23 protein-coding genes and 3 tRNA genes are annotated in these 24,900 nt (G+C 29.2%); 6 read left to right on the forward strand and 20 right to left on the reverse strand.

What is annotated here, in order from left to right; genetic code table 11:
• Positions 1-21 precede the first annotated feature (21 nt).
• The 3 genes from VP90_RS01250 to VP90_RS01260 are packed head-to-tail and all read left to right on the forward strand — an operon-like array spanning position 22 to position 1,323.
• Entirely contained in the window at positions 22-246 is a 225-nt protein-coding gene (locus VP90_RS01250; protein WP_075506507.1) for a DUF6552 family protein, read from the forward strand.
• Positions 246-677, forward strand: coding sequence for an arsenate reductase ArsC (locus VP90_RS01255; protein WP_262589238.1), 432 nt, complete (start codon positions 246-248; stop codon positions 675-677). The genes VP90_RS01250 and VP90_RS01255 overlap by 1 nt, the downstream gene beginning before the upstream one ends.
• Positions 667-1,323, forward strand: a complete 657-nt coding sequence (locus VP90_RS01260) for an MIP/aquaporin family protein (RefSeq protein ID WP_262589239.1) — start codon at positions 667-669, stop codon at positions 1,321-1,323. The genes VP90_RS01255 and VP90_RS01260 overlap by 11 nt, the downstream gene beginning before the upstream one ends.
• Here the strand turns inward: VP90_RS01260 and phoB are convergent.
• The 7 genes from phoB to VP90_RS01295 form a co-directional block, all read right to left on the reverse strand.
• Positions 1,312-1,992: a phosphate regulon transcriptional regulator PhoB gene (phoB, locus tag VP90_RS01265; RefSeq protein WP_262589240.1), complete on the reverse strand. Its 681-nt coding sequence runs from the start codon at positions 1,990-1,992 to the stop codon at positions 1,312-1,314. The two genes, VP90_RS01260 and phoB, sit on opposite strands and share 12 nt — an antisense overlap.
• 2 nt (positions 1,993-1,994) lie before the next feature.
• A complete protein-coding gene (gene phoU, locus VP90_RS01270; protein ID WP_262589241.1) occupies positions 1,995-2,687 on the reverse strand; it encodes a phosphate signaling complex protein PhoU in 693 nt (230 codons plus the stop codon).
• Between the two features lie 3 nt (positions 2,688-2,690).
• Entirely contained in the window at positions 2,691-3,452 is a 762-nt protein-coding gene (gene pstB / locus VP90_RS01275) for a phosphate ABC transporter ATP-binding protein PstB (protein ID WP_316963572.1), read from the reverse strand.
• Positions 3,452-4,714 (reverse strand): phosphate ABC transporter permease PstA, encoded by a 1,263-nt coding sequence (gene pstA / locus VP90_RS01280; RefSeq protein WP_262589243.1) that lies wholly within the window; start codon positions 4,712-4,714, stop codon positions 3,452-3,454. Before pstA ends, pstB begins: the two co-directional genes overlap by 1 nt.
• Positions 4,707-6,110: a phosphate ABC transporter permease subunit PstC gene (pstC, locus tag VP90_RS01285; protein ID WP_262589244.1), complete on the reverse strand. Its 1,404-nt coding sequence runs from the start codon at positions 6,108-6,110 to the stop codon at positions 4,707-4,709. Before pstC ends, pstA begins: the two co-directional genes overlap by 8 nt.
• A 111-nt stretch (positions 6,111-6,221) precedes the next feature.
• Positions 6,222-7,241: a substrate-binding domain-containing protein gene (locus tag VP90_RS01290; protein ID WP_262589245.1), complete on the reverse strand. Its 1,020-nt coding sequence runs from the start codon at positions 7,239-7,241 to the stop codon at positions 6,222-6,224.
• A 105-nt stretch (positions 7,242-7,346) separates the two neighbouring features.
• Entirely contained in the window at positions 7,347-8,504 is a 1,158-nt protein-coding gene (locus VP90_RS01295) for an ATP-binding protein (protein ID WP_262589246.1), read from the reverse strand.
• A gap of 84 nt (positions 8,505-8,588) precedes the next feature.
• Here VP90_RS01295 and VP90_RS01300 point away from each other — a divergent pair, with 84 nt between their 5' ends.
• Positions 8,589-8,774 (forward strand): hypothetical protein, encoded by a 186-nt coding sequence (locus VP90_RS01300; RefSeq protein ID WP_262589247.1) that lies wholly within the window; start codon positions 8,589-8,591, stop codon positions 8,772-8,774.
• Here the strand turns inward: VP90_RS01300 and VP90_RS01305 are convergent.
• The 4 genes from VP90_RS01305 to VP90_RS01320 are packed head-to-tail and all read right to left on the reverse strand — an operon-like array spanning position 8,771 to position 15,171.
• Positions 8,771-9,613, reverse strand: a complete 843-nt coding sequence (locus tag VP90_RS01305) for an EamA family transporter (RefSeq protein WP_262589248.1) — start codon at positions 9,611-9,613, stop codon at positions 8,771-8,773. The two genes, VP90_RS01300 and VP90_RS01305, sit on opposite strands and share 4 nt — an antisense overlap.
• Before the next feature lie 7 nt (positions 9,614-9,620).
• Positions 9,621-10,826, reverse strand: a complete 1,206-nt coding sequence (locus VP90_RS01310; protein WP_262589249.1) for a sugar phosphate nucleotidyltransferase — start codon at positions 10,824-10,826, stop codon at positions 9,621-9,623.
• Complete coding sequence (ilvD, locus tag VP90_RS01315; protein WP_262589250.1) at positions 10,826-12,544, reverse strand: dihydroxy-acid dehydratase; 1,719 nt, start codon at positions 12,542-12,544, stop codon at positions 10,826-10,828. Before ilvD ends, VP90_RS01310 begins: the two co-directional genes overlap by 1 nt.
• On the reverse strand, positions 12,544-15,171 hold the full coding sequence (locus VP90_RS01320; protein ID WP_262589251.1) for a valine--tRNA ligase: 2,628 nt from the start codon (positions 15,169-15,171) through the stop codon (positions 12,544-12,546). Before VP90_RS01320 ends, ilvD begins: the two co-directional genes overlap by 1 nt.
• Before the next feature lie 122 nt (positions 15,172-15,293).
• On the opposite strand from VP90_RS01320, the gene VP90_RS01325 reads away from it, so the two are divergent.
• Positions 15,294-15,367: transfer RNA gene (locus VP90_RS01325), tRNA-Cys, on the forward strand.
• A 50-nt stretch (positions 15,368-15,417) separates the two neighbouring features.
• A tRNA-Asn gene (locus tag VP90_RS01330) sits at positions 15,418-15,493 on the forward strand.
• A gap of 65 nt (positions 15,494-15,558) precedes the next feature.
• Here VP90_RS01330 and VP90_RS01335 read toward each other — a convergent pair.
• From VP90_RS01335 to VP90_RS01375, 9 genes are all read right to left on the reverse strand, one after another.
• Complete coding sequence (locus VP90_RS01335; RefSeq protein ID WP_262589252.1) at positions 15,559-15,930, reverse strand: helix-turn-helix domain-containing protein; 372 nt, start codon at positions 15,928-15,930, stop codon at positions 15,559-15,561.
• Positions 15,931-16,076: 146 nt separating this feature from the next.
• On the reverse strand, positions 16,077-16,811 hold the full coding sequence (locus VP90_RS01340) for an amino acid ABC transporter ATP-binding protein (RefSeq protein ID WP_316963573.1): 735 nt from the start codon (positions 16,809-16,811) through the stop codon (positions 16,077-16,079).
• Between the two features lie 2 nt (positions 16,812-16,813).
• A complete protein-coding gene (locus tag VP90_RS01345; RefSeq protein ID WP_262589253.1) occupies positions 16,814-18,256 on the reverse strand; it encodes an amino acid ABC transporter permease in 1,443 nt (480 codons plus the stop codon).
• Entirely contained in the window at positions 18,257-19,408 is a 1,152-nt protein-coding gene (locus VP90_RS01350) for an amino acid ABC transporter permease (RefSeq protein ID WP_262589254.1), read from the reverse strand.
• A gap of 63 nt (positions 19,409-19,471) precedes the next feature.
• Positions 19,472-20,512: an amino acid ABC transporter substrate-binding protein gene (locus tag VP90_RS01355; RefSeq protein ID WP_262589255.1), complete on the reverse strand. Its 1,041-nt coding sequence runs from the start codon at positions 20,510-20,512 to the stop codon at positions 19,472-19,474.
• A 125-nt stretch (positions 20,513-20,637) separates the two neighbouring features.
• Positions 20,638-20,714: transfer RNA gene (locus VP90_RS01360), tRNA-Arg, on the reverse strand.
• A 29-nt stretch (positions 20,715-20,743) separates the two neighbouring features.
• On the reverse strand, positions 20,744-22,147 hold the full coding sequence (locus VP90_RS01365; RefSeq protein ID WP_262589256.1) for a potassium transporter TrkG: 1,404 nt from the start codon (positions 22,145-22,147) through the stop codon (positions 20,744-20,746).
• Positions 22,148-22,151: 4 nt separating this feature from the next.
• A complete protein-coding gene (trkA, locus tag VP90_RS01370; protein WP_262589257.1) occupies positions 22,152-23,543 on the reverse strand; it encodes a Trk system potassium transporter TrkA in 1,392 nt (463 codons plus the stop codon).
• On the reverse strand, positions 23,544-24,899 hold the full coding sequence (locus VP90_RS01375; protein ID WP_262589258.1) for a sigma-54-dependent transcriptional regulator: 1,356 nt from the start codon (positions 24,897-24,899) through the stop codon (positions 23,544-23,546).
• Between the last annotated feature and the right edge of the window lies 1 nt (position 24,900).

Here is a 24,900-nt window from a genome sequence, read left to right on the forward strand (position 1 = left end):
TAACATTCATATAAATTTTGAATGTTATTTTTAAAAAAATATCTTAAATGGATAAGTACATTTTTAGTATTAACTGGTATTTTACTTACAAATCTTAATATTTATCCACTGAATATATATTTTCATGGACTTGGTGTTGTTGGATGGACAATTTCAGGGTTTTTATTAAAGGATAAGGCTATCTTAACTAATTTTGGATTACAAATTCCACTATTTGTAATTGGTATTTATAAAATTATTTTTTAATGAAAAATATATTATTTGTATGCACTGGTAATTCTGCAAGAAGTATTATAGCTGAGAGTATTGTAAATTACGAATACTCAAACAAATTTAAAGCTTTTAGTGCTGGAAGTAATCCTTCTGGAAAAATCAATGAAGATGTAAAAAATTTTTTAGAGAAAAACAAAAATTACGATCTAAGCAATTATAGTTCTAAAAACTTTGAAGAATTTATAAATAATGAAATAAAAATGGACCACGTATTTACCGTTTGCAATAACGCAAATAATGAGGTGTGCCCTATCTGGCCTCAAAAGGAACAAATAACACATTGGGATATAGAAGATCCTGTATCTAAACTTCAAAATGCAAATAATGAAGAAAAACAAATAATTATTAGAAGCACATTTAATATTATTAGTAGTAAAATTAAAGATTGGGTAAATGAAAAATAAAAATAGATATTTTCTTTCAGAATTTATTGGAAGTTGTTTTCTAGTAATGATCATAGTTGGATCAGGCTTAATGGCAGAAAATCTGACTAACGATATAGCTGTAATGCTAATAGCCAATACTATAGCAACAGGTGCCGGTTTATTTGTATTAATTACAGTATTTGCTGATGTATCTGGTGCTCATTTTAATCCATTTGTTAGTATTGCAATGACATTTACTGGAAAATTAAAAAAAAGATTACTTCCCTTTTATATTTCTGCTCAAATCTTAGGGTGTATGTTGGGGGTTGCTTTAGCTAACTTCTTTTTTGAACATCAAATATTTGAGCTATCAACAAAATCAAGAGATGGCGTTTATATATTTGTATCAGAAATAGTAGCTACTTTAGGTCTTATAATGATAATTTTTGGTTCAATGAAATCAGGTAAAATTTCTGTAGCTGCTTCAGTTGGTTTATATATTACAGCTGGTTACTGGTTTACTTCATCAACATCATTTGCAAATCCTGCAGTTGCAATAGCTAGAACTTTTACAGAATCATTTACCGGTATAAATTATTTAAATACACCATTTTATATAATGGCTGAATTGATTGGAATGATAATAGCTGTTTATCTAGTAAAAAAAGTTTTTTTAAATAAGTGAATAACCAGAAGATCTTACAGTTCTAATTAATTCTTTTTTATTTTTTAAATTAACAGATTGTCTTAATCTTCTGATATGGACATCAATAGTTCTGCTTTCAACATTCACATTATTTGGCCAAACATTTTCTAAAATTTGATCTCTTGAATAAACTCTCTTAGGATTAGTTAAAAAAAATTCCAACAATCTAAATTCTGTTGGTCCAAGCTTAATTTCTTGTTGATCTCTAAACACTCTTTTTTCAATTCTATCTAAGCTTAGATCTTCATACTCTAAACTGTCAGATACTATATTTGGATTAGATCGTCTTAACACAGCCTTCATTCTTGCCATTAATTCATTAAAGCTGAATGGTTTAGTTAAATAGTCATCTACACCACTATCTAGACCTTTTATTTTGTCTTCCTCTTCACCTTTAGCGGTTAGCATAATCACTGGTAAACTTTTAAAAATATTATCTTTTCTTATACTTTTACAGATTTCTACCCCTGAAAGATCAGGTAACATCCAATCTAATAATAGTAGATCAGGTTGAAATTTTTTTAATTCTTTTAAACCATCATTGCCATTTAATGATGATGATACAATAAAACCGTTTTTTTCTAGATTATGTTGAACTAATTGAATTATTGAAGGTTCGTCTTCAATAATAAATATCTTACCATTCATTTTTATTGTTGAATAACTTTTCCTTTAGGTCTGCTACCTTTTAAGTATTCACCTTTAATTAAAAAACAAATTGTTTCTGCTATATTAGTTATATGATCTCCAGCTCTTTCAAGATTTTTTGTTGCAAAAATCAAATGAGTTGAAAAATCTAAATTCTTTTTATCTTTTGAGAGAAAATCAATAACACTTTCCATGGCTATATAGGTCAAATCATCAACTTGTTCATCTTTTTCCCATACCTCTTTAGCTTTGTCATAATTTTTATTTACATAACTATCTAGTACATCATTTAATTGTTTAATTACTAAATCTCCTAATCTCTTTAAATTTCCCAATAACTCCTCAGGTAAATCTAATGGTAATGGTTTGACTTTTTTTGCGTTACTTTTAGATAGATCACCTATTCTTTCCAAGTCTTGAGATATTTTTAAAGAACTGATTGTTTCTCTTAAATCAATAGCCATAGGTGCTCTTTTGACTAGTAATGTCATAATCTGAGTATCTATTTTGGATCTGAATTTATTTATTTCTTCATCACTTTTAATAATTTTATCAATTGAGTCTTTATCAACTTTGATTACAGCATCCATAGAGTCAACCATTTGAGACTCGGTTAAACTTCCCATTTTAATTACTGAATCAATTAAGTATCTTAATTCTTCTTCGTATGATTTTACTGTGTGCTCATTACTCATAATTTATCCAAATCTACCTGTAATATAGTCTTGTGTCATTTTATTGTCAGGATTTTTAAAAATTTTCTCTGTTTTACCTACCTCAATTAACTTACCTAGATGGAAAAAGCCTGTTTTTTGTGAAACTCTAACTGCTTGGGCCATTGAGTGTGTTACAATCACAATTGTATATGTTTTTTTAAGTTCATCAATTAATTCTTCAATTTTTGCTGTTGCTATAGGATCTAATGCTGAACAAGGTTCGTCCATTAATATAACTTCAGGATTTACAGAGATTGCTCTTGCTATACAAAGTCGTTGTTGTTGACCCCCAGAAAGTCCTGTACCTGGTTCGTCAAGTCTATCCTTTACTTCTTCCCACAAAGCAGCTTTTTTTAAGCTACTCTCAACAATTTCATCTAACTCACTTTTGGTTTCACCCTTGCCATGAATTTTTGGACCATATGAAATGTTGTCATAAATACTTTTAGGAAATGGATTTGGTTTTTGAAAGACCATTCCTACTCTCTCCCTTAAAGATACTACATCTAAATTTTTGTCATTAATTTCAATACCATCAATTTCAATATTTCCAGTAACTTTACAGATATCAATTACATCGTTCATTCTATTCAGACATCGAATAAAAGTAGATTTTCCACAACCAGATGGACCAATTAAAGCTGTAACCTCTTTTTCATTTAAATCTAAATTAACATCAAACAACGCTTGCTTCTCACCGTAATAAACATTTAAGTTAGTTGATTTAATTTTTACTTCGTTCATTAATTCCATCTTTTCTCGAATTTCTGTCTTAAATATACCGCTAAGAAATTCATTACAATTAAAAAACTTAATAACATCATGATAGTAGCAGATGTTTTCTCTACAAATCCCCTTTCAGCAGACTCAGACCACAAATAAACTTGGACAGGCAGAGAGGCTGAAGGATCTATTGGTGTAGAGGGGATATCAACTACAAATGCAACCATACCAATTAAAATTAATGGAGCTGTTTCTCCTAAAGCTTGTGCTAATCCTATAATTGTTCCTGACAAAGTTCCTGGCAACGCTAAAGGAACAACATGATGAAATACGGATTGAAATTTAGAAGCACCTACGGCTAAAGCTCCTTCTCTAATAGATGGTGGAACAGCTTTTAAGGATGCTCTGCATGGAATAATAATTCTAGGCAATGTCATTAAAGCTAAAGTTATTCCAGCAACTAATGGTGTGGATCTTGGCAATTGGATTGTGGCTAATAATATTTGTAAAGCTAATAAACCATAAACTATTGAGGGAACAGCAGCTAAATTATTGATATTAATTTCTATAAAATCAGTAATCTTATTTTTGGGAGCAAATTCCTCTAAATAAATTGAAGCTAACACTGCAACAGGAAAAGCTAATAGTAAACAGATAATTATACTGTAAAAAGATCCAACTAAAGCACCACCAATACCAGCAAGTTCAGGATCACGAGAATCTCCATTTTTAAAAAAATAATTATTAAAATTCTTAATAATTTTTTTATTTTCAACTAACGTATCATAAATAACTAATTGGAAATCAGATATTCTTCTTCTGTCTTCTGGTAAATCTCTTGGATAATTTCCTTTATGTAACTGATCAATATCATCTGATGCTGTAATCTCTACATTGAATGTTTTTCCAATTAAATTATTATTTTCTAAAAAAGCTCTTTTAATTTCAATCTCAGCATCTGTTGTGAATAAGTCAATCAATTGATTTTCTTGATCTAAATCCTTAGCAGGATAAACTTTTAACAAACTCTCAATAGTAACATCATAAAAATCAGCATCTAAAATCTCATTCTCTGTAGCTCCATTTTGAATTTCTAAAAGTTCTTGATCAAAAAAAACTTCAACATTTATTGCAGTTTTCATGAATGCAGAACTTCCTTTTGAAAAAATATTGTGAACCAAAATAATAACAAACAACAATGCTACAAAAATTGATGCTAGACCATAAAATCTAAATCTTTTTTCAGCATTATGTCTTTTTTTTAATCTTTGTTCTTTAGTCATATTTCTCTCGATATTTTTTAACAGCTCTTTGTGCTATATAATTAAGGACAAGGGTTGCTATGAACAAAGTTAATCCTAAAGCAAAAGCAGATTGAGTTTTTGGACTATCAAACTCTTGGTCACCAACTAAAATCATTACAATCTGAGTGGTTATAGTTGTTGTGGATTCTAATGGATTAATAGTTAGATTTGCTGCAAGACCAGCTGCCATAACAACAATCATTGTTTCACCAATTGCTCTTGATACTGCAAGTAAAACTGAGCCAATGATACCTGGCAATGCAGCGGGTATAACAACTTTTTTTATCGTTTCTGACTTTGTTGCACCTATTGCATAAGAACCATCTCTTAAAGATTGTGGCACCGAATTAATAACATCATCAGACAACGATGACACGTAAGGAATAATCATAATACCCATTATTAATCCCGCTGCGAGAGCACTTTCAGATGATACGGTTAATCCTAAATTTTCACCAATTTGTCTAAAAAAAGGACCAACTGTTAGGGCTGCAAAAAATCCATAAACAACTGTTGGAATACCAGCTAAGATTTCAATTATTGGTTTTGATATTCTCCTTATTTTTAGTGAAGCGTATTCTGCCATATAAATTCCAGAAAATAACCCAATTGGAACTGCAACTAACATGGCAATTAAAGCAATAAATGAGGTTCCTGCAATCAATGGAATAAATCCAAATGCATCTTTAAGCTCTTCGTATTCGGCTGCTGTGATTGCAGAGGCATCACTAACAAAAGCTCTCTGAGGACTCCAATTAGTCCCAAATAAATAATCGAAAATATTTATCACTGAGAAAAACTTTATACTTTCAAATAAAAGTGAAAAAATTATTCCTAAAGTGGTTAAAATTGCAATTAGAGATGAAGCAAATAATAATCCTTTTAAAATTTTTTCAACATCATCTCTTGCTTTATTGTTATTTTTAATTTTTTTTAACGAATAAATTACTGAAGCAATGACAATAGTAAAAATTAATACTATTTTTGAATTAGTAAAAATATTAATAAATTTTGCATATGAAATTGCACTTTCTTTTAAAATAATATCTATATCTCCAAAAAAAGTACCAGCATAAATAGCTTTAATTTTTTCATAAACTAAATTTGCTTCATTCTTATCATTAAAAATAGCTCCCTTATTTGCAGCAGTTTCAATAATTATTGATTTAATAATTACTGGTTCGAATAATGTCCAGATAACCAAGAACACTAAAGAAGGTATCGAGCACCATAATACCAGGTAGTATCCATAAAATTTTGGAAGTGCGTTTAATTTAATATTTTTGTTTATTGAGATACTTTTAGTTTTTGATTTACCGTAAAAAAATAAAGATAATGAAAATATTGATATTAAGAATATTAAGACGAAGTTCATTCGAAATGATGTTTATCTTTTAAATGTTACAGTTTTGTTACAAATTAAATTCTAGATTGAATAAAAAAAAAGGCCAGATAAACTGGCCTTTTTTTGAAAATAAGATTTTAATTAATTAATACTTATTGTGTTTAAATCTAATGCTGCAGTTCGAGTAACTTTGTACTTGTCAGATGCTAAAGGAACTAATCCAATTTTTCCCAAGTATCCTCTGTTACCCATAGCTTTTTTAGAAGTAAACTCTTTTAAGTATTCCTCAATACCAGGAACAACACCAATATGTGCTTTTTTAACGTAAAAGAATAATGGTCTTGCAATTGGGTATGAGTAATCTTGAATACCTTCCAGAGATGGTTGTACACCTTCAATAGAAGCTGCTTTTACCTTATCTTTATTTGCCACAAGGTAACTGTAACCAAAGAAACCATAAGCATCAGGGTTTGATGTTAATTTTTGTACAATAAGAGTGTCATTTTCACCAGCCTCAACTGCATAACCATCTTCTCTCATTTTTGCACATTCTTTTTTAGCTTTATCACCAAATAAAGATTTTGCTGTTTTAGAGCAACCTTTACCCATCACTAATGAATTCCAAGCATCTCTCGTTCCTGAAGTTGGGGGTGCAATTAAAATTTCAATTTTTTTGTTAGGAAGACTTGCATCAATATCACTCCATTTTTTATAAGGATTTTCAACAAGTTTACCATCAACATCAACTTTAGCTGCTAATGCTCTCCATAATTGTTCTTTTGAAAAATTAGCATCTGGTGCACTTACTGCATGAGCGAAAGAAATACCATCATTACCTACTACAATTTCAATAATTTTAGATACACCATTTTTTTCACATAATGCTTTTTCTTTTGGTTTAATTGCTCTTGATGCATTTGTTACATCTGGGTGGTTAACACCTACACCAGCACAGAACAATTTCATTCCACCACCAGTACCTGTACTTTCGATTACAGGGGTTTTAAACTTCCCACTTTTACCGAATTTTTCTGCAACCACTGTTGCGTAAGGATATACAGTCGAAGATCCTACAATTTTGATTTGATCTCTTGAGTAACTAGTTGTTGTAAAACTTAATACTAAAAGAAATCCAAATATTACACTTATTACTTTTTTCATAATTCTCCTTTTTAGTTTCATATGCGAACTAAATAGATTTGATTCTTAAATATTTTATTAAAGGAAGGTTAAACTTTTGTTACAACCACTAACTTTTTAGTTGTATTATAGTGAGTTGAATTTGATATCTATAGTTGTCCCTTGATTTTCTACACTATTAATATCCATTTCAGCTCTATGTTGCGAAACTAAATGTTTAACAATAGCTAAACCAAGCCCAGTTCCTCCAACACTACGACTTTTGCTAGGATCAACTGTAAAAAATCTCTCTGTGATTCTATGCAAAGATTCTTTTGGTATACCTATTCCCTGATCTGCTATTGAAACAATATTAAGTTCACCATCTTTTTTTGCTGAAATTGTAATTTCTTTATTTTTGTCACTATATTTAATTGAGTTATCAATAAGGTTTGTAAAAATTTCAATTAATTTATCTCTATCACCAATTATTTTAAAATTTTCAATTTTATTAAATTTAATTTGAATATTATTTTTACTGATTATTTTTTCATATGTTTTAATTACATAATCTAACAATTCTATTAAATCTATTTCATGAGTTGGTCTTATGTGTTCTTGAAGCTCAATTTTTGATAATGATAATAAATCTCTAATTAAATTTTCCATTCTTTCTGATTGAGATATCATCACAGGTAATAAATCATTCATTGCAGAGTTATTTTTTAATTCTGAGTTATTATCAAAGGTCTCGAGACCCATTTTAATTGACTGTAATGGTGTTCTAAGTTCATGAGAAACATTGGCTACAAAATCTGATTTTAGCTGCTGAAATTTATGGAATTCAGTTAAATCTCTAATTAATAAAACACATGATTGTTCATCAAAGAAAATATTATTATGATCTAAATAAGCGGTTATATTTAATCTTTGAGGTGCTTGATTTCTGATTTCAATTTCCAAATCAGTAACATTTGTACCTTGAAAAGCTTTATCAATAGAATTTAAAAGATCTGGATTACGTAAAAATCCACTTATATTTTCATTTAATTTTATTTGAAAAAGTTTATTCGAGGAATTATTGCTAAAAATTATTTTTTTACTTTTATCTAAAATTAATACAGCTTCAGGAATGTAATTTAGCAAATCATATAAATTCTTTCTATAATCTTTGCTTTCAATAATTTTTACTTTTTCTTTTTCAGAATTATCTTCAGTATTAATTCCAAATACTCTTTCTTTTTTTAATAACAAAAATGTTAATATAACAATAATTAAGACTAAAATTATTAATAAAAGATCCATAAGATTATAGTATTACGTAAATACTATTAGTAAATAATCAAAAATTTGATTTTTTGTAAAAAATCGTTAAAACATTTTTTTGTCATGAAAAACAATCAAAATAAATACGGATTTACTAAAAAAGAATGGAATAACATGAGTCCAATTAGAAAATTGGAGAGAAAACTTGATAGAGTAAATCATATTATGGAACTAATAAGAACCATTGTTCCAATAATGTTGTTGCTTTTGAATACAATAATTATTCTTAAATTATTCAACTATATTTAAAATAGCTTAATACCAATCACCCCAATAACTATAAGCAAAATAGAGATTATTTTTTTAAGATTGATAGTTTCTTTTAAGAAGAAATAACCAATAAATATTGAGAAAAAAATACTTGTTTCTCTTAGAGCTGCAACTAGAGGAATTGGAGCTTTTGTGAAACCCCAAACAACGATTACATAGATAATAAAAGATATAGATCCTCCTACCCAAAATATCATTTTGGCATCTTTAAAAACCTTTAAAAAAATATTCTCATGTTTGTTAAGTTTTAAAATGATAGGAAAAACTAAAGCACTAAATAAAAAGGAAAAACTAATATAGGACATTGCTGATGTACTTACTCTTGCACCATATCCATCTATCAATGAATAAAGCCCTATAAATGATCCAGTAAGTAGTGAGTATTTAATGATCTCAATTTGATTTTGGTTTTTAGAACCAAATAACCCAAGAAACATTATTCCTGCACAAATCAATAATATTGAAACTAGAGTTGCTATTTTAAATACAACACCAAGAAATATTATGGAGATTAATGTAGCTAATAAAGGACCAAAGCCTCTAAATATTGGATAGACATTAGTGTAATCCCCTACCTTGTAAGAATTAAGCATATACCATTGATAACCTTGATGAGCTAATACGCTGGCTATTATATATGGAAGTGACTCTTTTCCGGGTAAAGGAAAATAAAAGATACAAATTAAAGCTAAAGGTATATGACCTAAAACAATAGCTAGAACCGCTATAGCCTTATCTGGATGATGTTTAACCATTGCATTCCAAATGGCATGCATAATAGTTGCCAATAAAATTACAAAAAAGACTGTGGTGTCCATTATTTATTTATTTTACTCTACCGTAAACGTCTTGAAATCTTACAATGTCAGTTTCTTTTAAAATTGAACCTACTTGAGCTTCAACAATCTTAACTGGTTTTTTTCCAGGATTTTGAACTCTGTGAATTGCTTCTAATGGAATAAATATATGCTCTCCAGGTTTTTTAGTAATTATATCTTTATTAAGCGTTATTTTAGCATTTCCTTGAGTAACCAACCAATGTTCAGCACGGTGATGATGTTTTTGCAAACTTAAAATGCCTTTTGGTTTTACATAAAGTTCTTTAATTAAAAACTCTTTACCTTCAAATAGGTTTGTGTATCTACCCCATGGTCTGTAATAAACATTTTTCTTCTTAATGTATTTGTTTTTATTTTTGTCATACATTTTTAAAATTTCTTTCCAGCTTCCAAGATCTGACCAAGGTATGTCTAATTTAATTGCATTAATTTCTTTTGTTTTTTCAAGGATTGCATAATCAAAAGATTTAGCAGTTGCTTTTATAAATGAGGCTTTATTTAAATGATAAATATTTGATTTATATTTTGCCTTATTAACTGCTGTTACACAATTTCTATATATAGTTGGGTTATATTTTTTAAAATTATTGATGATTGAATCTTTTCTAAGATAAAACATTCCTGAGTTCCAATATCCACTTTTTCGAATGATTTCTTTTGCTTTTGCTTCTTTAGGTTTTTCAATAAATCTAATTACTTTATTTATGTTTCCTTTAATTTTTTTGGTTAAGAAATAACCATAATCACTTGTTGGAGATTTTGGTTTAATACCAAACACAAATATATTATTTTCATTAAGATTGGACTTATTTTTATTGATAGCTTTGTTAAAAATGCTCATTTTCTCAATCAGATGATCAGCTGTAAAAAACATAAGTGGCTGATTATCAGGAATATCTTTTATTAAAGCTGTGCTTAAAATAGCTGGGGCTGTATTTCTTTTAGCTGGCTCTACAACAATTTTGTATTTATTAATTTTATTTTTTCTTAAATGTTGCTTAACTTTACTTAGATATTTTTTGTTCGTACTTATTATAGGCGCATCATAAATTGATGCTTTTGTTCTCTCTAAGGTTTTTCCAAGTAAAGTCCAATTACCAAAATCAATAAACTGTTTAGCTTGATGATTTTTAGAATTTGGCCAAAGACGAGTACCAGCACCGCCACATAAAATAACTGGTCTTATTTTCATTAAATCTCTGAGTAGTCTTTAACTTCCTTTTTCTTACCTGGATGAGTTGGAGCACCTAAATATGCTGGTCCAACAGTTTGCGCATATTTCCACAAAGTTCCTGATCCAAAGTCAGATTTTTTAGCTTTCCATTTTCTTCTTCTTGATGTTAATTCTTTTTTAGAAAGTCTTACATTGATAGTTCCTTTTTTAGCGTCAATATCTATGATATCTCCGTTCTTTAATAGACCTATAGGACCCCCTAGAGCGGCCTCAGGGCCCACATGACCCACACAAAAGCCTCTTGTAGCGCCAGAGAACCTTCCATCAGTTATAAGGGCTACTTTCTCCCCTTTTCCCTGACCATAAATTGCACCAGTTGTAGATAGCATTTCTCTCATACCTGGACCACCAACTGGTCCTTCGTATCTAATTATAATAACATCGCCATCATTATACTTTCTACTTTGAACAGCTTTCATAGCGCTTTCTTCATTATCAAAGCATCTTGCTATTCCAGTAAATTGTAATTTCTTAAGTCCTGCAACTTTAACAATTGCTCCCTCTGGAGCTAAGTTTCCTTTTAATCCAACAACACCACCTGTTGGTGACAATGGATCTTTGTAAGATCTCATTACTTTTTGTTTAGGATTAAACTTAATATATTTTAGATTTTCTTTCATAGTTTTACCTGTAACTGTCATACAATCACCATGAATATATCCACCTTCGTATAAAGTTTTTAATAACATTGGTACACCACCTGCTAACCACATATCTTTAGCAACATATTTTCCACCTGGTTTTAAATCTGCAAGATAAGGGGTTCTTTTAAATATTTTAGCAACATCCATTAAATCAAATTTAATTCCTGCTTCATTAGCAATAGCTGGTAAATGAAGACCTGCATTTGTAGATCCACCTGTTGCAGCAACAATAGTTGCAGCATTTTCTAAAGCTTTTCTTGTTACAATATCTCTTGGTTTAATTTTTTTTTGCAAAAGGTTCATAACCATTTTACCGCTTTCTTTTGCGTACTTATCTCTTTCCTCATAAGGAGCTGGAGTTCCTGCAGAATAAGGTAATGCTAAACCAATTGCTTCTGATACACATGCCATTGTATTTGCAGTAAATTGCCCTCCACAAGCACCTGCACTCGGACAAGCAACTAATTCCAATTTTCTAAGTTCTGCTGCAGACATTTGACCTGATGAATGTTTTCCGACGGCTTCAAATACATCTACTACAGTTACATCTTTTCCTTTGTAAGTTCCTGGAAGAATAGATCCACCATAAATAAATACACTTGGTACATTAAGTCTAACCATTGACATCATTAAACCTGGTAAAGATTTATCACAACCAGCAATACCAACTAATGCATCGTAACAATGTCCTCTAACAGTAAGTTCTGCAGAGTCTGCAATAACTTCTCTTGATATTAATGAAGATTTCATTCCTTCATGACCCATTGCAATCCCATCAGTAACAGTAATTGTACAAAATTCTCTTGGAGTTCCACCATTTGCTCTGACACCTTTTTTAACAGATTGTGCTTGTCTCATTAAAGCAATGTTACAAGGCGCCGCTTCATTCCAAGTTGAAACTACTCCAACAAAAGGTTTTGCTACATCTTTTTCGGTTTCACCCATTGCATAGTAAAAAGATCTATGTGGTGCTCTATCTGGTCCTAATGATGTATGTCTACTTGGAAGTTTCTTTTTATTAAATTTTGCCATTATATACCCTTTATTGTTACTGATATTTTTTCAATATCATTCTTTAAATTATTATAATTAGTTTTTTCTTGTTCAACAATCTCTTTTGGTGCACGATCTATAAAACTTTTATTCTCTAATCTTTGAGAAATTTTATTCATTTCCTGTTCTAATTTAATTTGTTTAGTTGTTAAATTTTCTTTGATTAGTTTTAAATCCACATCTTTATCAAAATAAATTTTAAATAAGTCACCCGAGACAACCATTGTTGCAGCAGGTTTTTCTAAATCATCATCAAGTATGTTATTTATTCTTCCAAGTTTTTTTAAAATAACCTCATTTTTGTTAATAAATTCTTTTTGATTATCGTTAATACCTTTAACTGAAACATCAATAAATGACCCTGGGCTAACATTAAGCTCATTTTTAAAGGATCTAAGCCCTGAAATAATATTAATGATATTTTCTACCTGCTCAGTGCTATCATCTTTCTTAGTCTCTCCAATTACCCAATTTTTATGCATTAAATAATCACTACCATTCTTATCAAATTGGTCTTTTAGCCATATTTCCTCTGTTACAAACGGAATAAATGGATGAAGTAAGATTAATATTTGTTTGAATACATAAGATGATACTTTTTTAACCTCAGCTTTTGCATCATTATCATCTGAAAATAAGATAGTTTTAGATAACTCTAGATACCAATCACAATACGAATGCCATGCAAACTGATAAGCGTTTTTTGCAGCTTCATCAAATCTATAATCCTCAAGATTTTTTTGAATTTTATTCTTTGTCTCTATTAGCTCTGAATATATCCACTTATTAATATTTACGTTTAAATTAGGTAAATCATCAATATCTTTAAAATCACATTCGTTTGTTATTAAAAAGTTATTAGCATTCCACAATTTATTTAGAAAATTTCTATAACCTTTAACTCTATCTTCTGATAATTTTACATCTGTTCCAGGTGAAGCCATTGAAAGCAAGGTAAATCTCAATGCATCAGCACTATATTTTTCAATTAAGTCCAAAGGATCAATTACGTTTCCTTTTGATTTAGACATTTTCTGTCCTTTTTCATCTCTTACAAGTGCGTGAACATATATATCTTTAAACGGTTCTTTATCTAAAAACTCTGTTCCAAACATTATCATTCTAGCAACCCAGAAAAAGATAATATCAAAACCAGTTACCAATACTGAGGTTGGATAAAATTTCTTTAAATAATCATCATCTTTTGGCCACCCTAAAGTAGCAAAAGGCCATAAGCCAGATGAAAACCAAGTATCCAAAACATCAGGATCTCTATTTAATTCTACCTCTTTTTTGTAATATTTTTTTGCTTGTGATTTTGCTTCTTCTTCATTTATAGCTACAAAAATTTTATTATCTGGCCCGTACCATGCTGGTATTTGATGTCCCCACCACAACTGTCTAGAGATACACCAAGGCTCGATATTATTCATCCATTGAAAATATGTCTTTGACCAATTTTCAGGAAAGAAATTTGTTTTTTTTAAATTAACAACTTCTTTAGCTTTAACAGATAATTTACCAGCATCAGCAAACCATTGTTCTGTAAGAAAAGGTTCAATTATAGAATTAGATCTATCTCCATATGGAACTTTATTTTTTATATTTTCTTCTTTTACAAAAAATTCTTTTTCTTTGAGTTCTTTTAAAATTCTTTTTCTAGCTTCAAATCTATCAAGACCTTTATAGTGTTCAGGTGCATTTTCATTTATCTTGCCTTCTTCAGTAAAAATATTTATGATTTCAAGGTTGTTTCTTTGACCAACATCATAATCATTAAAATCATGTGCAGGAGTTATTTTCAATGCACCTGTACCTTGTTCAGGATCAGCATAATCATCTTCTATAATTTTTATGTTTCTACCAACAATTGGTATTGTTACTGTTTTACCAACGAATGATTTAAACCTTTCATCTTTTGGATTAACAGCTATAGCTGTATCACCAAACATTGTTTCAGGTCTTGTAGTTGCTATAGTTATAAATTCACTGGTTCCATCTATAGGATATTTAATGTAGTAAATTTTTGAATTTACCTCTCTTTGATCTACTTCTAAATCTGAAATAGCTGTCTTAAGAACAGTATCCCAGTTAACTAATTTCTTATCTTTGTAAATTAAACCTTTATTATAAAGTTCTACAAAAACCTTAATAACTGATTTAGATAAGTTTTCATCCATTGTGAATGCATTTCTTGACCAGTCACAAGAACAACCAAGTTTTTTTAATTGATTAATTATTATGTCACCATATTGCTCTTTCCACTCCCAAACTTTTTCAATAAATTTATCTCTCCCAATCTCATTCTTATCTATTTTTTCTGAAGTGAGTTTTTTCTCTACCAATGCTTGCGTTGCAATACCAGCGTGGTCTGTTCCTGGTTGCCATAAAGTTTCATAGTTATTCATCCGGTGATAACGAACTAATAAATCCTGAATAGAATTATTTAATGCATGACCCATATGAAGACTTCCAGTTACATTTGGTGGAGGAATTACTATTGAAAATTTTTTAGAATTTTCTTTTGGTTTAAATAATTCATTTTTTTCCCAATATGAATAAATCTTATTTTCAACTTCAGAATGGATATATTTATCGTTACTCATTGATTTTAAAGTTTATAATTTAATAATCTTATTTAACAATAATCAATTTGGAACGTTATTTAATAGACTAATATAAAAAATTTAATATAAAAAGGCCTGAAGCTATTCGTCTAAAACAAGAAGGCAACGTGGCGGAATGGTTACGCAGAGGATTGCAAATCCTTGTATCCCGGTTCGATTCCGGGCGTTGCCTCCAAAAAAATTCTTGTTTTAGTTTTAAAAAAAAGTAAGTTGTGATTTTTACATTCCTCGGTAGCTCAGTTGGTAGAGCAGTTGACTGTTAATCAATTGGTCGCAGGTTCGAGTCCTGCCCGAGGAGCCAAAAAAAAATTAATCTAAAATATTAAGAATAAACAAATAACCAAAGGGGTCCCATTTTGGTTATTATTAAACTGCTTTGGAAATATTAGATCCTGAAATTTGTAGTGTTTTGTTAAATTTTAATTTTTGATCAGCATTAAGTTCTGAATAAACTTTTGCTAAAAAATTATAATTAACATTCATATGTCCTTCTTGTGATTTTTCTAAATTAACTAAATATTCTGAAAAATCTTCGAAGAAATAATTGATCGGCACTTTTAAATAATTTGAAAGTTGAAGTAATCTTATTGAACTTACTCCGTTGGTTCCTTTTTCATATTTTTGAATTTGTTGAAATGTTACGTTAATTGCTTTTGCTACTTTTGTTTGGGTTAAACCTAAAGCCAATCTTCTTAACTTAAGCTTGTTCCCTAAATGTTTGTTGAAATTATCTTCCATTAAGACCCCTCTTAATTAAATTTTAAAAGTCTATTGAACAAATTTATTTCAACTACTGCAATAGAAAAATTTATTTATTTTTCAAAAAAACACATAAAAACTGAAAACTTGTCAAGCAATTGTTAAGATTGGAATTTAAAAAAATTTTACAAAATTTGGCTTAAAAAAAGCTTAGTACGATCACTCTTTGGATTGGCAAAAAACTCTTTTGTATCAGCTTTCTCTACTATCATGCCCTCATCCATAAAGATCATTTTATCTGCAACTTCTTTAGCAAAGCCCATCTCGTGTGTAACAACGATCATCGTCATACCTTGATTGGCTAAATCAACCATTACATCAAGAACTTCTTTAATCATTTCAGGATCAAGTGCGGATGTTGGCTCATCAAATAACATTATCTTTGGTTCCATGCATAGTGCTCTCGCAATTGCAACTCTTTGTTGCTGACCACCTGATAATTGACCTGGAAATTTCTGAGCTTGATCAAGAATTTGAACTCTTTCTAAATGTTTTAGTGCTAATTCTTCAGCTTCTTTTTTAGGCATTTTTTTTACCCAAATTGGAGCAAGCGTACAGTTATCTACAATAGATAAATGTGGGAATAAGTTAAATTGCTGGAATACCATTCCAACTTCAGCTCTAATTTGTTCTATATTTTTTGTATCTTCAGTTAAAGTATTACCATCAACAATAATATCTCCTTGCTGGTGCTCTTCTAATCTGTTTATGCATCTAATTAATGTAGATTTACCAGAACCAGATGGTCCACAAACTACAATTTTTTCTTTTGGTTTAACTTCTAAATTTATGTCTTTTAATACTTGGAAATCTCCAAACCATTTATTTACATTTTTAATTTGAATAATACTGTCAGACATAATTATCGCTCTGTTTTATATTTTTGTTCTAGATTATAGCTATACTTACTCATTGCATAACAAATAATCCAGAAAATTATTGCTGCAAATACGTAGCCTTCCATTGCAAATCCTAACCATTCTGGATTAGTTTTTGCTAAATTTAACATTCCAACTATCTCTAATAATCCAACGACAAATATTAAAGGTGTATCTTTTACTAAAGCTAAGAAGGTATTAGCAATACCTGGAATTACTAATTTAAGTGCTTGAGGTAAAATCACAAATATGTGCATCTTCCAATATCCCATACCTAGTGATTTTGCTGCCTCGTATTGACCTCTTGGTAAAGCTTGTAAGCCCCCTCTTATAACTTCTGCAACATATGCAGCTTCAAATAATGAAATAGCAATAATTGCTCTAACTAATTTGTCTATGAAAAAATCTTCCGGTAAAAACATTGGAAACATTACAGCAGACATAAATAGAACTGTGATTAAGGGTACACCTCTCCAAAATTCAATAAAGCCTACTGATATATATCTAATCAACGGTAATTCAGATCTTCTTCCAAGTGCAAAAGCCATTCCTATAGGAAAACAGAAAATTAAACAAAAGAATGAGATGATAAATGTTAGAGATAATCCTCCCCATGCACCAGTTTCAACCCAATTTAAACCATCAAGTTTACCAAGCTCTATTAACTCCTCATAAAAAACAAAGTATTTAAGAACTATATAGATGGTCAATGGAACAATTAAAAAATAATAAAATTTAAATCTGCTTGGAATAAAAAATCCAAGAATGATTGAAACAACCGCAGCAATTATACCGTAAGAGAAATCAAAAAACACCGGCCCACCTGATATAAAAAAGAAAATAAATAAGAAAGCTATAAAGGGATAAATAACTACATAGTATAAAGTTAAATACTTTTTAAATTTCTCTGTCGCAAAATATCCAACTGATCCAAGTAAAGCTAAAGAAATAAAAGATAAATTTATTCTCCATTGCTCAGCATTTGGATACATTCCATACATAAATCTGTTAAACCAAACTTTGATATATGTCCAGCATGCACCAGATCCCGAGCAAACATCTTTACTATCTCCTGCAAAACTAGCATCAACAAAAAACCAACTTAGTATTGGTGGTGTCGCTTTAATGATTACAAAAATAATTAACAATGAAAGAACAGCATTAAAACTATTGGTATTAATATTTTTGTTTAAACTATCTAAAAATTTATAACCGCTATGTTCAATCCTAATAAAATGAAGACCTATAAATCCAATCACTAAAGGTATCAGAAAACTAAACAAAGTTGGTAAGAAACCCGTAATATTAACATTAAAAAAAGAATTCAAAAATACATCTAAAACACTAATAAAAAACAACAAAGAACCTAAATACAGAAATGTATTTAAATTTTCTTTATCTGGTCTTAAAAAATTAATTTTTGACATTTATTTTTCCTTAATAGCAATTTTTTTATTGTACCAATTCATCAATATAGAAATTGATATGCTCAAACTTAAGTAAGTAAGCATTGTAATAGAAACGATTTCAATAGCTTTTCCTGTTTGCATTAAAGCTGTACCTGCAAATACTAAAACTAAATCTGGATAAGCAATTGCAGCTGCTAATGATGAATTTTTAGTTAAATTTAAATATTGGTTAGTAGTAGGTGGGATTATAATTCTTAAAGCTTGAGGCATTACTACTAATTTTAAAACTTGATTTGGGTTTAAACCAATCGATGCAGCGGCTTCCTTTTGTCCTTTTCCAACACCTTGAATTCCAGCTCTTACACACTCTGCAATAAAAGTTGCTGTATATAATGCTAAAGATAAAGTTAATGCTATTAATTCAGGAGGTAAACTTACGCCACCTTCATAAATAAACGATGTTGTTGCAAGTTGTTTTAATTTTGGAATTTCAAACGATAGACTTACCCCACCAATAACAAAACCTAATAAAGGTAATATAAAAATTAATGCTATAGATATCCATAAAACTGGTAACTGTTTACCTTGCGTTTCTTGAACTTTTCTCGCATGAATTCTGATAACTACAATAGCAATTATTGCTGCAACTATTGAATAAAAGAAAACATTAAAGTTTTCCCAAACAAAAGCCGGAACATACAGGCCTTTAATAGTTAAAAAGAAAACACCAAACATTGCATCGGCATCTTGAGGTAGTGGTAATGCTCTTAAAGCAGCAAAATACCAAAAAAATATTTGTAAAAGTAATGGAATATTTCTGAAAAATTCTACATAAAATGCTGCAAATTTATTAATAAGGTAGTTTGGAGAAAGTCTAGCAACCCCAACAATTACTCCAAGCATTGTTGCAAATATAATCCCAATTACAGAAACTAAAATAGTATTTAATAATCCAACTAAGTAAGCTCTAAAATAAGAATGTGATCCGTCATATTCAATTAAAGAAAATTGAACATCAAATGAAGATTCTTGAGATAAAAAACCATATCCAAAATCAATACCTCTATTTTCCATATTGACTTGGGCGTTATAGCTAAAGAAACCAAAAACTAGTATAACTGCTAAAACTGTAACTAACTGGGGAACTATTTTTTGTAATTTGAAGTTCATTTAAGAGCTTATAAAAAAAAGGGCTAGAAAAATCTAGCCCTTTTTAATTAGTTAAATATGCAATTATCTTGCAGGTGGTACGTAAAGAATTCCACCTTTAGTCCATAATTCATTTGGACCTCTGTCTGGTAAAATTCCAGTGTCAGCTATATTTCTTTTGTAGCTTTCACCGTAATTACCAACTTGCTTGATAATTCTTAAGCTCCACTCATTATCTAGACCAAAAGCAGCACCTAATTCACCTTCAGCACCAACTAATCTTTTAACAGCTGGATTGTCTGAAGATTTCATCATATCTGCATTAGCTGAAGTAATTCCATACTCCTCAGCTTCGATCATAGCATTTAAAGACCATCTAACGATATCTTCCCATACTGAGTCACCTTGTCTAACAACTGGTCCTAAAGGCTCTTTAGAAACAGTTTCAGGTAATACAATGTGATCATCTGGGTTAGTCATTTTAGTTCTTTGTGCGGCAAGACCTGATTTATCAGTAGTGTAAGTATCACATCTACCTGCATCATAAGCAGCTACGACTTCGTCAGCTTTTTCAAAAGCAACTGGCTCATAAGAAATTCCTTTAGAATTAAAGAAGTCTCTCATGTTTAACTCAGTTGTTGTACCAATGTTTGTACAAGCTGAGATACCATCTTTGAATTGGCTTGTTGAAGTAATACCAGAACTTTTTCTAACCATGAAACCTTGACCATCGTAGAAGTTTACTCCAACGAAAGTTAGTCCGATATCCGCATCTCTTGAAAGAGTCCAAGTTGTGTTTCTTGATAAGATATCAATCTCACCAGAAGTTAAAGCTGTAAATCTTTCTTTAGCACTTAATGGTGTAAACTTAACTTTGTTTGCATCACCTAATACTGCAGCAGCTACCGCTCTACATACATCAACATCGATACCAGTCCAATTTCCTGCTGCATCAGCATTAGAAAATCCTGGAAGACCTTGAGATACTCCACATCTTACAAAACCCTTCTTTTGAGTGTTTTTAAGTGTTTTAGATTTTTTAGCAGCCATAGTTTCTGTTGTAAAAGTAAACAACACTGCAACCATTGCTACTAAAGAAGTTAATTGTTTTAAGTATTTAAACATTATTCTTCCTTTTTAGTTATTTTTATTTGTTAACAAATAATTCAAAACTTTATTTTGAATTTGCAGGATTAAACCACTTTAGAAAAACTACTTCAAGAGGAAATTATGGTCAAAAGACTAAAGAATGGCGCGCCCTGAAGGATTCGAACCTACGACCCTCGGTTTAGAAAACCGATGCTCTATCCAGCTGAGCTAAGGGCGCAATATTTGAAATACATATATATTACAAATTTAATATTTAAACAGAAATTTTTTAGCTATCAATAATAAAGATAACAATTCAATTCTACCAATAATCATAAAGAAAATAAGAATATATTTAGTAATAAAATGTAAACTTTGGAAATCAAAATCACTTATTCCGTAAGCTGCAGAGTTAACGGTATTCATTAATGTTAATATTGCTAGTTTAAATGAATATTCAAAATTGATCTCACTCAAAGATAAAAAAATCGTTAATGAAAAAAGTGAAATTATAAAAATCACAATTGTAAGGAAATACTTATTAATATCTTGAGTTGCAAAATTAATTTTAGAAAATACTAGCTTATTCATAAAAACATTTTTGGGTCTACTAAAAGAAAGTATTTGATTTAAAGAATATTTTGTTAAAGAGTAAATTTTTAAAAATCTTAATCCTGAACTTGTTGAAATAAATGAACCTCCAATTATAACCAAAAGTAAATACAAAAATTGAAGTTTTGTTTGTTCAACATTCAATGAAATTCCAATGTTAGAAATACTACTCACTAAAGATAAAAAACTATAAGAAAAAGTGTTATCATAACTAAAAAATATAAAAAATATTCCGATAGTTATTACTAAGTATAAAAATAGGTGAATATCCTCGTGAAAAAAATTAATATTTTTTCTTAAAAATATTAAATTATATACAAAGAAAATACTAAAAAAAGAAACTAGCATTAATAAAGAAAAAATTATTATCTGTGAATTTTGTACAAGTATAGTTGTGAGATCGTTTACAGGTAAAAAACCACCTGATGAAATAATCGTCATTGCTAAATTTAATGAATTAAATGATCTAATTCCAAATATATTAAGAATTATAAAAATAGCTAAAGTTAAGCTTAAATATAAAATAAATATTTTAATTGTTTGTTTTAAAATTTCAGTTGTATTAAATGATAAAAAATTTGTGAGAGATTTTTTTAAGCTTTCATCGTAAATATCAATCAAAAAAATTATTGAAAATAAAAAGTATAAACCCCCTATCCATTGAATTGATGATCTCCATATTACTAAACCCTGATCAATATGTTTTATATTTTCAAATATTGTAAATCCAGTTGAAGTAAAACCAGAGACTGCTTCAAATAATGCATTTAAAAATGTTAAATTATAAATACTAAAATAAAATGGTATGGATAATACTAATGGCATAACAAAGTATCCCAAAAGCACAGTTAATATTTTTTCAAATATTGTAGGTTTTTTATTCGAGGTATCAATTTTATAGAACAAAAAACTAATTAAACCAGATATTACTAAGCTAAAGTAATATGTATTTAAGTTTAAGTATAAGTTGAAATAATAAGAGTAGATAATATTTAAAAATGAAAAAGCTGAAATTAATAGAAAGAAAAAACTTAAATATTTTACCCGAAGCATTGGCATTTAATTAAATTGAGCTAATTCTAAAAATGTTTTCAACAACTGAGATTGAGTCTTTTTTAGCTAAAAAAACTACTTTATCATCTTTTTGAAATACAAAGTCAGATCTAGGTATAATTACTTTAGCATCTCTAAGTACAGCACCTATTCGAATTTCCTCAGGAAGGTTGGAATTTTTTAATTCCTTGTTGATTAATTCGGATGTCTCAATAATCTCAGCCTCTATAACCTCATATTCCCCATTCATTATTGTATATGCTGTTTCAATTGTTCCTTTGTGTATATGTTTTAAAATACTAGAAACAGTATTCATTCTAGGATCAATCAAATCGTCAATTTTGAGTGAGTTCTGTAATAATGAATAATTTGGCTTATTAATTAATGCCATTGTTCTTTTGTCATCAATTTCTTTTTCATCTTTTGCAAATTTTTCGACTAAAACACTTACCATTAAGTTATCCTCATCATCATTTGTAAGAGCTAGAACAGTCTCTGATTCTTCTAAGTTTGCTTCAGCTAAAACTTCCTCATCTAACGCATCTCCATTGATAACTATTGTATTGTTTAGTTCACTTGCAAGAAATTCAGCCCTATCTTTATTTTTTTCAATAATTTTTACTCTTGCAGCATCTAAATTTTCTTCAATATTTTTGGCTAAATTAAAACCAATATTACCTCCACCAACTATAAGAATTTTTTTAGAAACTTTTTCATTGTGACCAAATGCTTCCATTGTTTCAGACATTTGGATTGAATTTATAATCACATAAATCTTATCATTGGTTTTTATTTCATCGGTTTTTTTTGGAATAAAAAACTTATCCTCTCTTATTACACCTATTACATTTGCTTTGAGATTGGGGTATTTTTTTGTGAGATCACTTAGTTTAATATTAATCAAACTACAATTTTCATTAATTAATATTTCTAATAACCTGATTTTATTGTCTGCAAAAGGAACACTATCTAATGCTCCAGGAGCTTCGAGTTTCCTTTGGATTGATTTTGCAATTTCAATTTCTGGTGAAATAATAACATCTATAGGTAAATTTTCTTTATTATAAACTGTTGTAAACTTAGGATTTAAATAATCTTGTGATCTTATTCTTGCAATTTTTTTTGGAATTTTAAATATCGAAAAAGCAATTTGGCATATAACCATATTAATTTCGTCATTTCGAGTTACAGCAATAATCATATCAGCTTCTTGTGCATTAGCTTTTTCAAGTATTGAAGGATAACTTCCTTTTCCAACAATAGCTTTGACATCAAGTGCATCATCAATTTTTTGAATATCTTCGCTAGAAGGATCTATTACGGTAATGGAATGACCTTGCTCACTTAGCTGTTTAGCTATAGTGAAGCCTACTCTACCAGCGCCACAAATTATTATATTCATTTAATTAAATTCTTTAATTCCTAGCCCTTTTAATTTTCGGTGTAAGGCACTTCTTTCCATTCCTACGAAATTAGCTGTTTTCGAAATATTTCCATTAAATTTTTTCAATTGAATAGTTAAATACTCCTTTTCAAATTTTTCTCTAGCCTCTTTTAATGGCACAGATAAGCTGTTTTCAGCCAATTGTTCATTGAAATTAATATTTTTTAAGGATTCTTTAATTATATTTGAAATTTTTTCCTTTGTATCAGGTTGTAAAATTGCAATTCGTTCAATTAAATTTCTTAATTCTCTCACATTACCATGCCAGTCATGATTTAAAATATAGGTATTGTCTTCATCTATTTCTAATTGGTTAATATTATAGTTTTCAGATATTTTTTTTGAAAAGTATTTAATTAAAAGTGGAATATCTGAAATTCGTTGACTCAATGGTTCAACATTTATTTCAAAAACATTAAGTCTATGAAATAAATCTTCTCTAAAATTACCTATTTCAATTTCTTTCTTCAAATCCTTACTTGAGGAGCATATTAATCTAACATTTACACTTACGTCGTTTGAACCATTAACTCTTTTAAACTTTTGATCAGTTAAAACTCTTAAAATTTTTGATTGTATATCTAAAGGTATTTCAGAAACTTGATCTATCAATAAGGTTCCTTTGTTAGCTTTTTCTAATGCACCATAAGATATAGAACCATTATCCTTCTCTTCTCCGAACAATTCAAGTTCATATTTGTTTGAGTCTAATAAGGCTCCATTCAAAACTACAAAGGGATTTTTATTTCTTTTTGATAATTTATGAATTTTTCTTGCAATTAATTCTTTTCCAGATCCTGAAGGACCATTAATAAATACCCTACTTTCTGTAATTGAAATTTTTTTAATTTGATCATTGATGTTTAAAATATTTTTACTATTTCCTATTAATTCGTATGATGAAAACAATTTTGTTTCATATTCTTTATTTTGTTTTTTAAGATTATAATTCTCAACTGCTCTTCTTACAAAATTTAACAATCTTTCCTGATCAAAAGGTTTTTCAATGAATTCGAAAGCTCCTTCATGAAGAGATTTTACAGCCATTTCAATGTTTGCATGACCTGAAATTATTATAACAGGAACATCTTTATCTTTTGATTTAATATGTGATAACAGTTCTATTCCATCATTATCACCCTTATCTAATTTAACATCAAGAATTGCAACATCTGGAAGTTTTTTATCTATTTCAGATAATGCTTGATTATAATTAGCAGCAAGTCTTGTTTTATAACCAGCATCCAAAATTAACTCATTAATGATATTCCTTATATCACTGTTATCATCTACAATTAAAATTTCAGAACTCATT

The sequence above is a fragment of the Candidatus Pelagibacter ubique HIMB140 genome, assembly GCF_025558165.1.
Taxonomy (GTDB): domain Bacteria; phylum Pseudomonadota; class Alphaproteobacteria; order Pelagibacterales; family Pelagibacteraceae; genus Pelagibacter; species Pelagibacter ubique_T.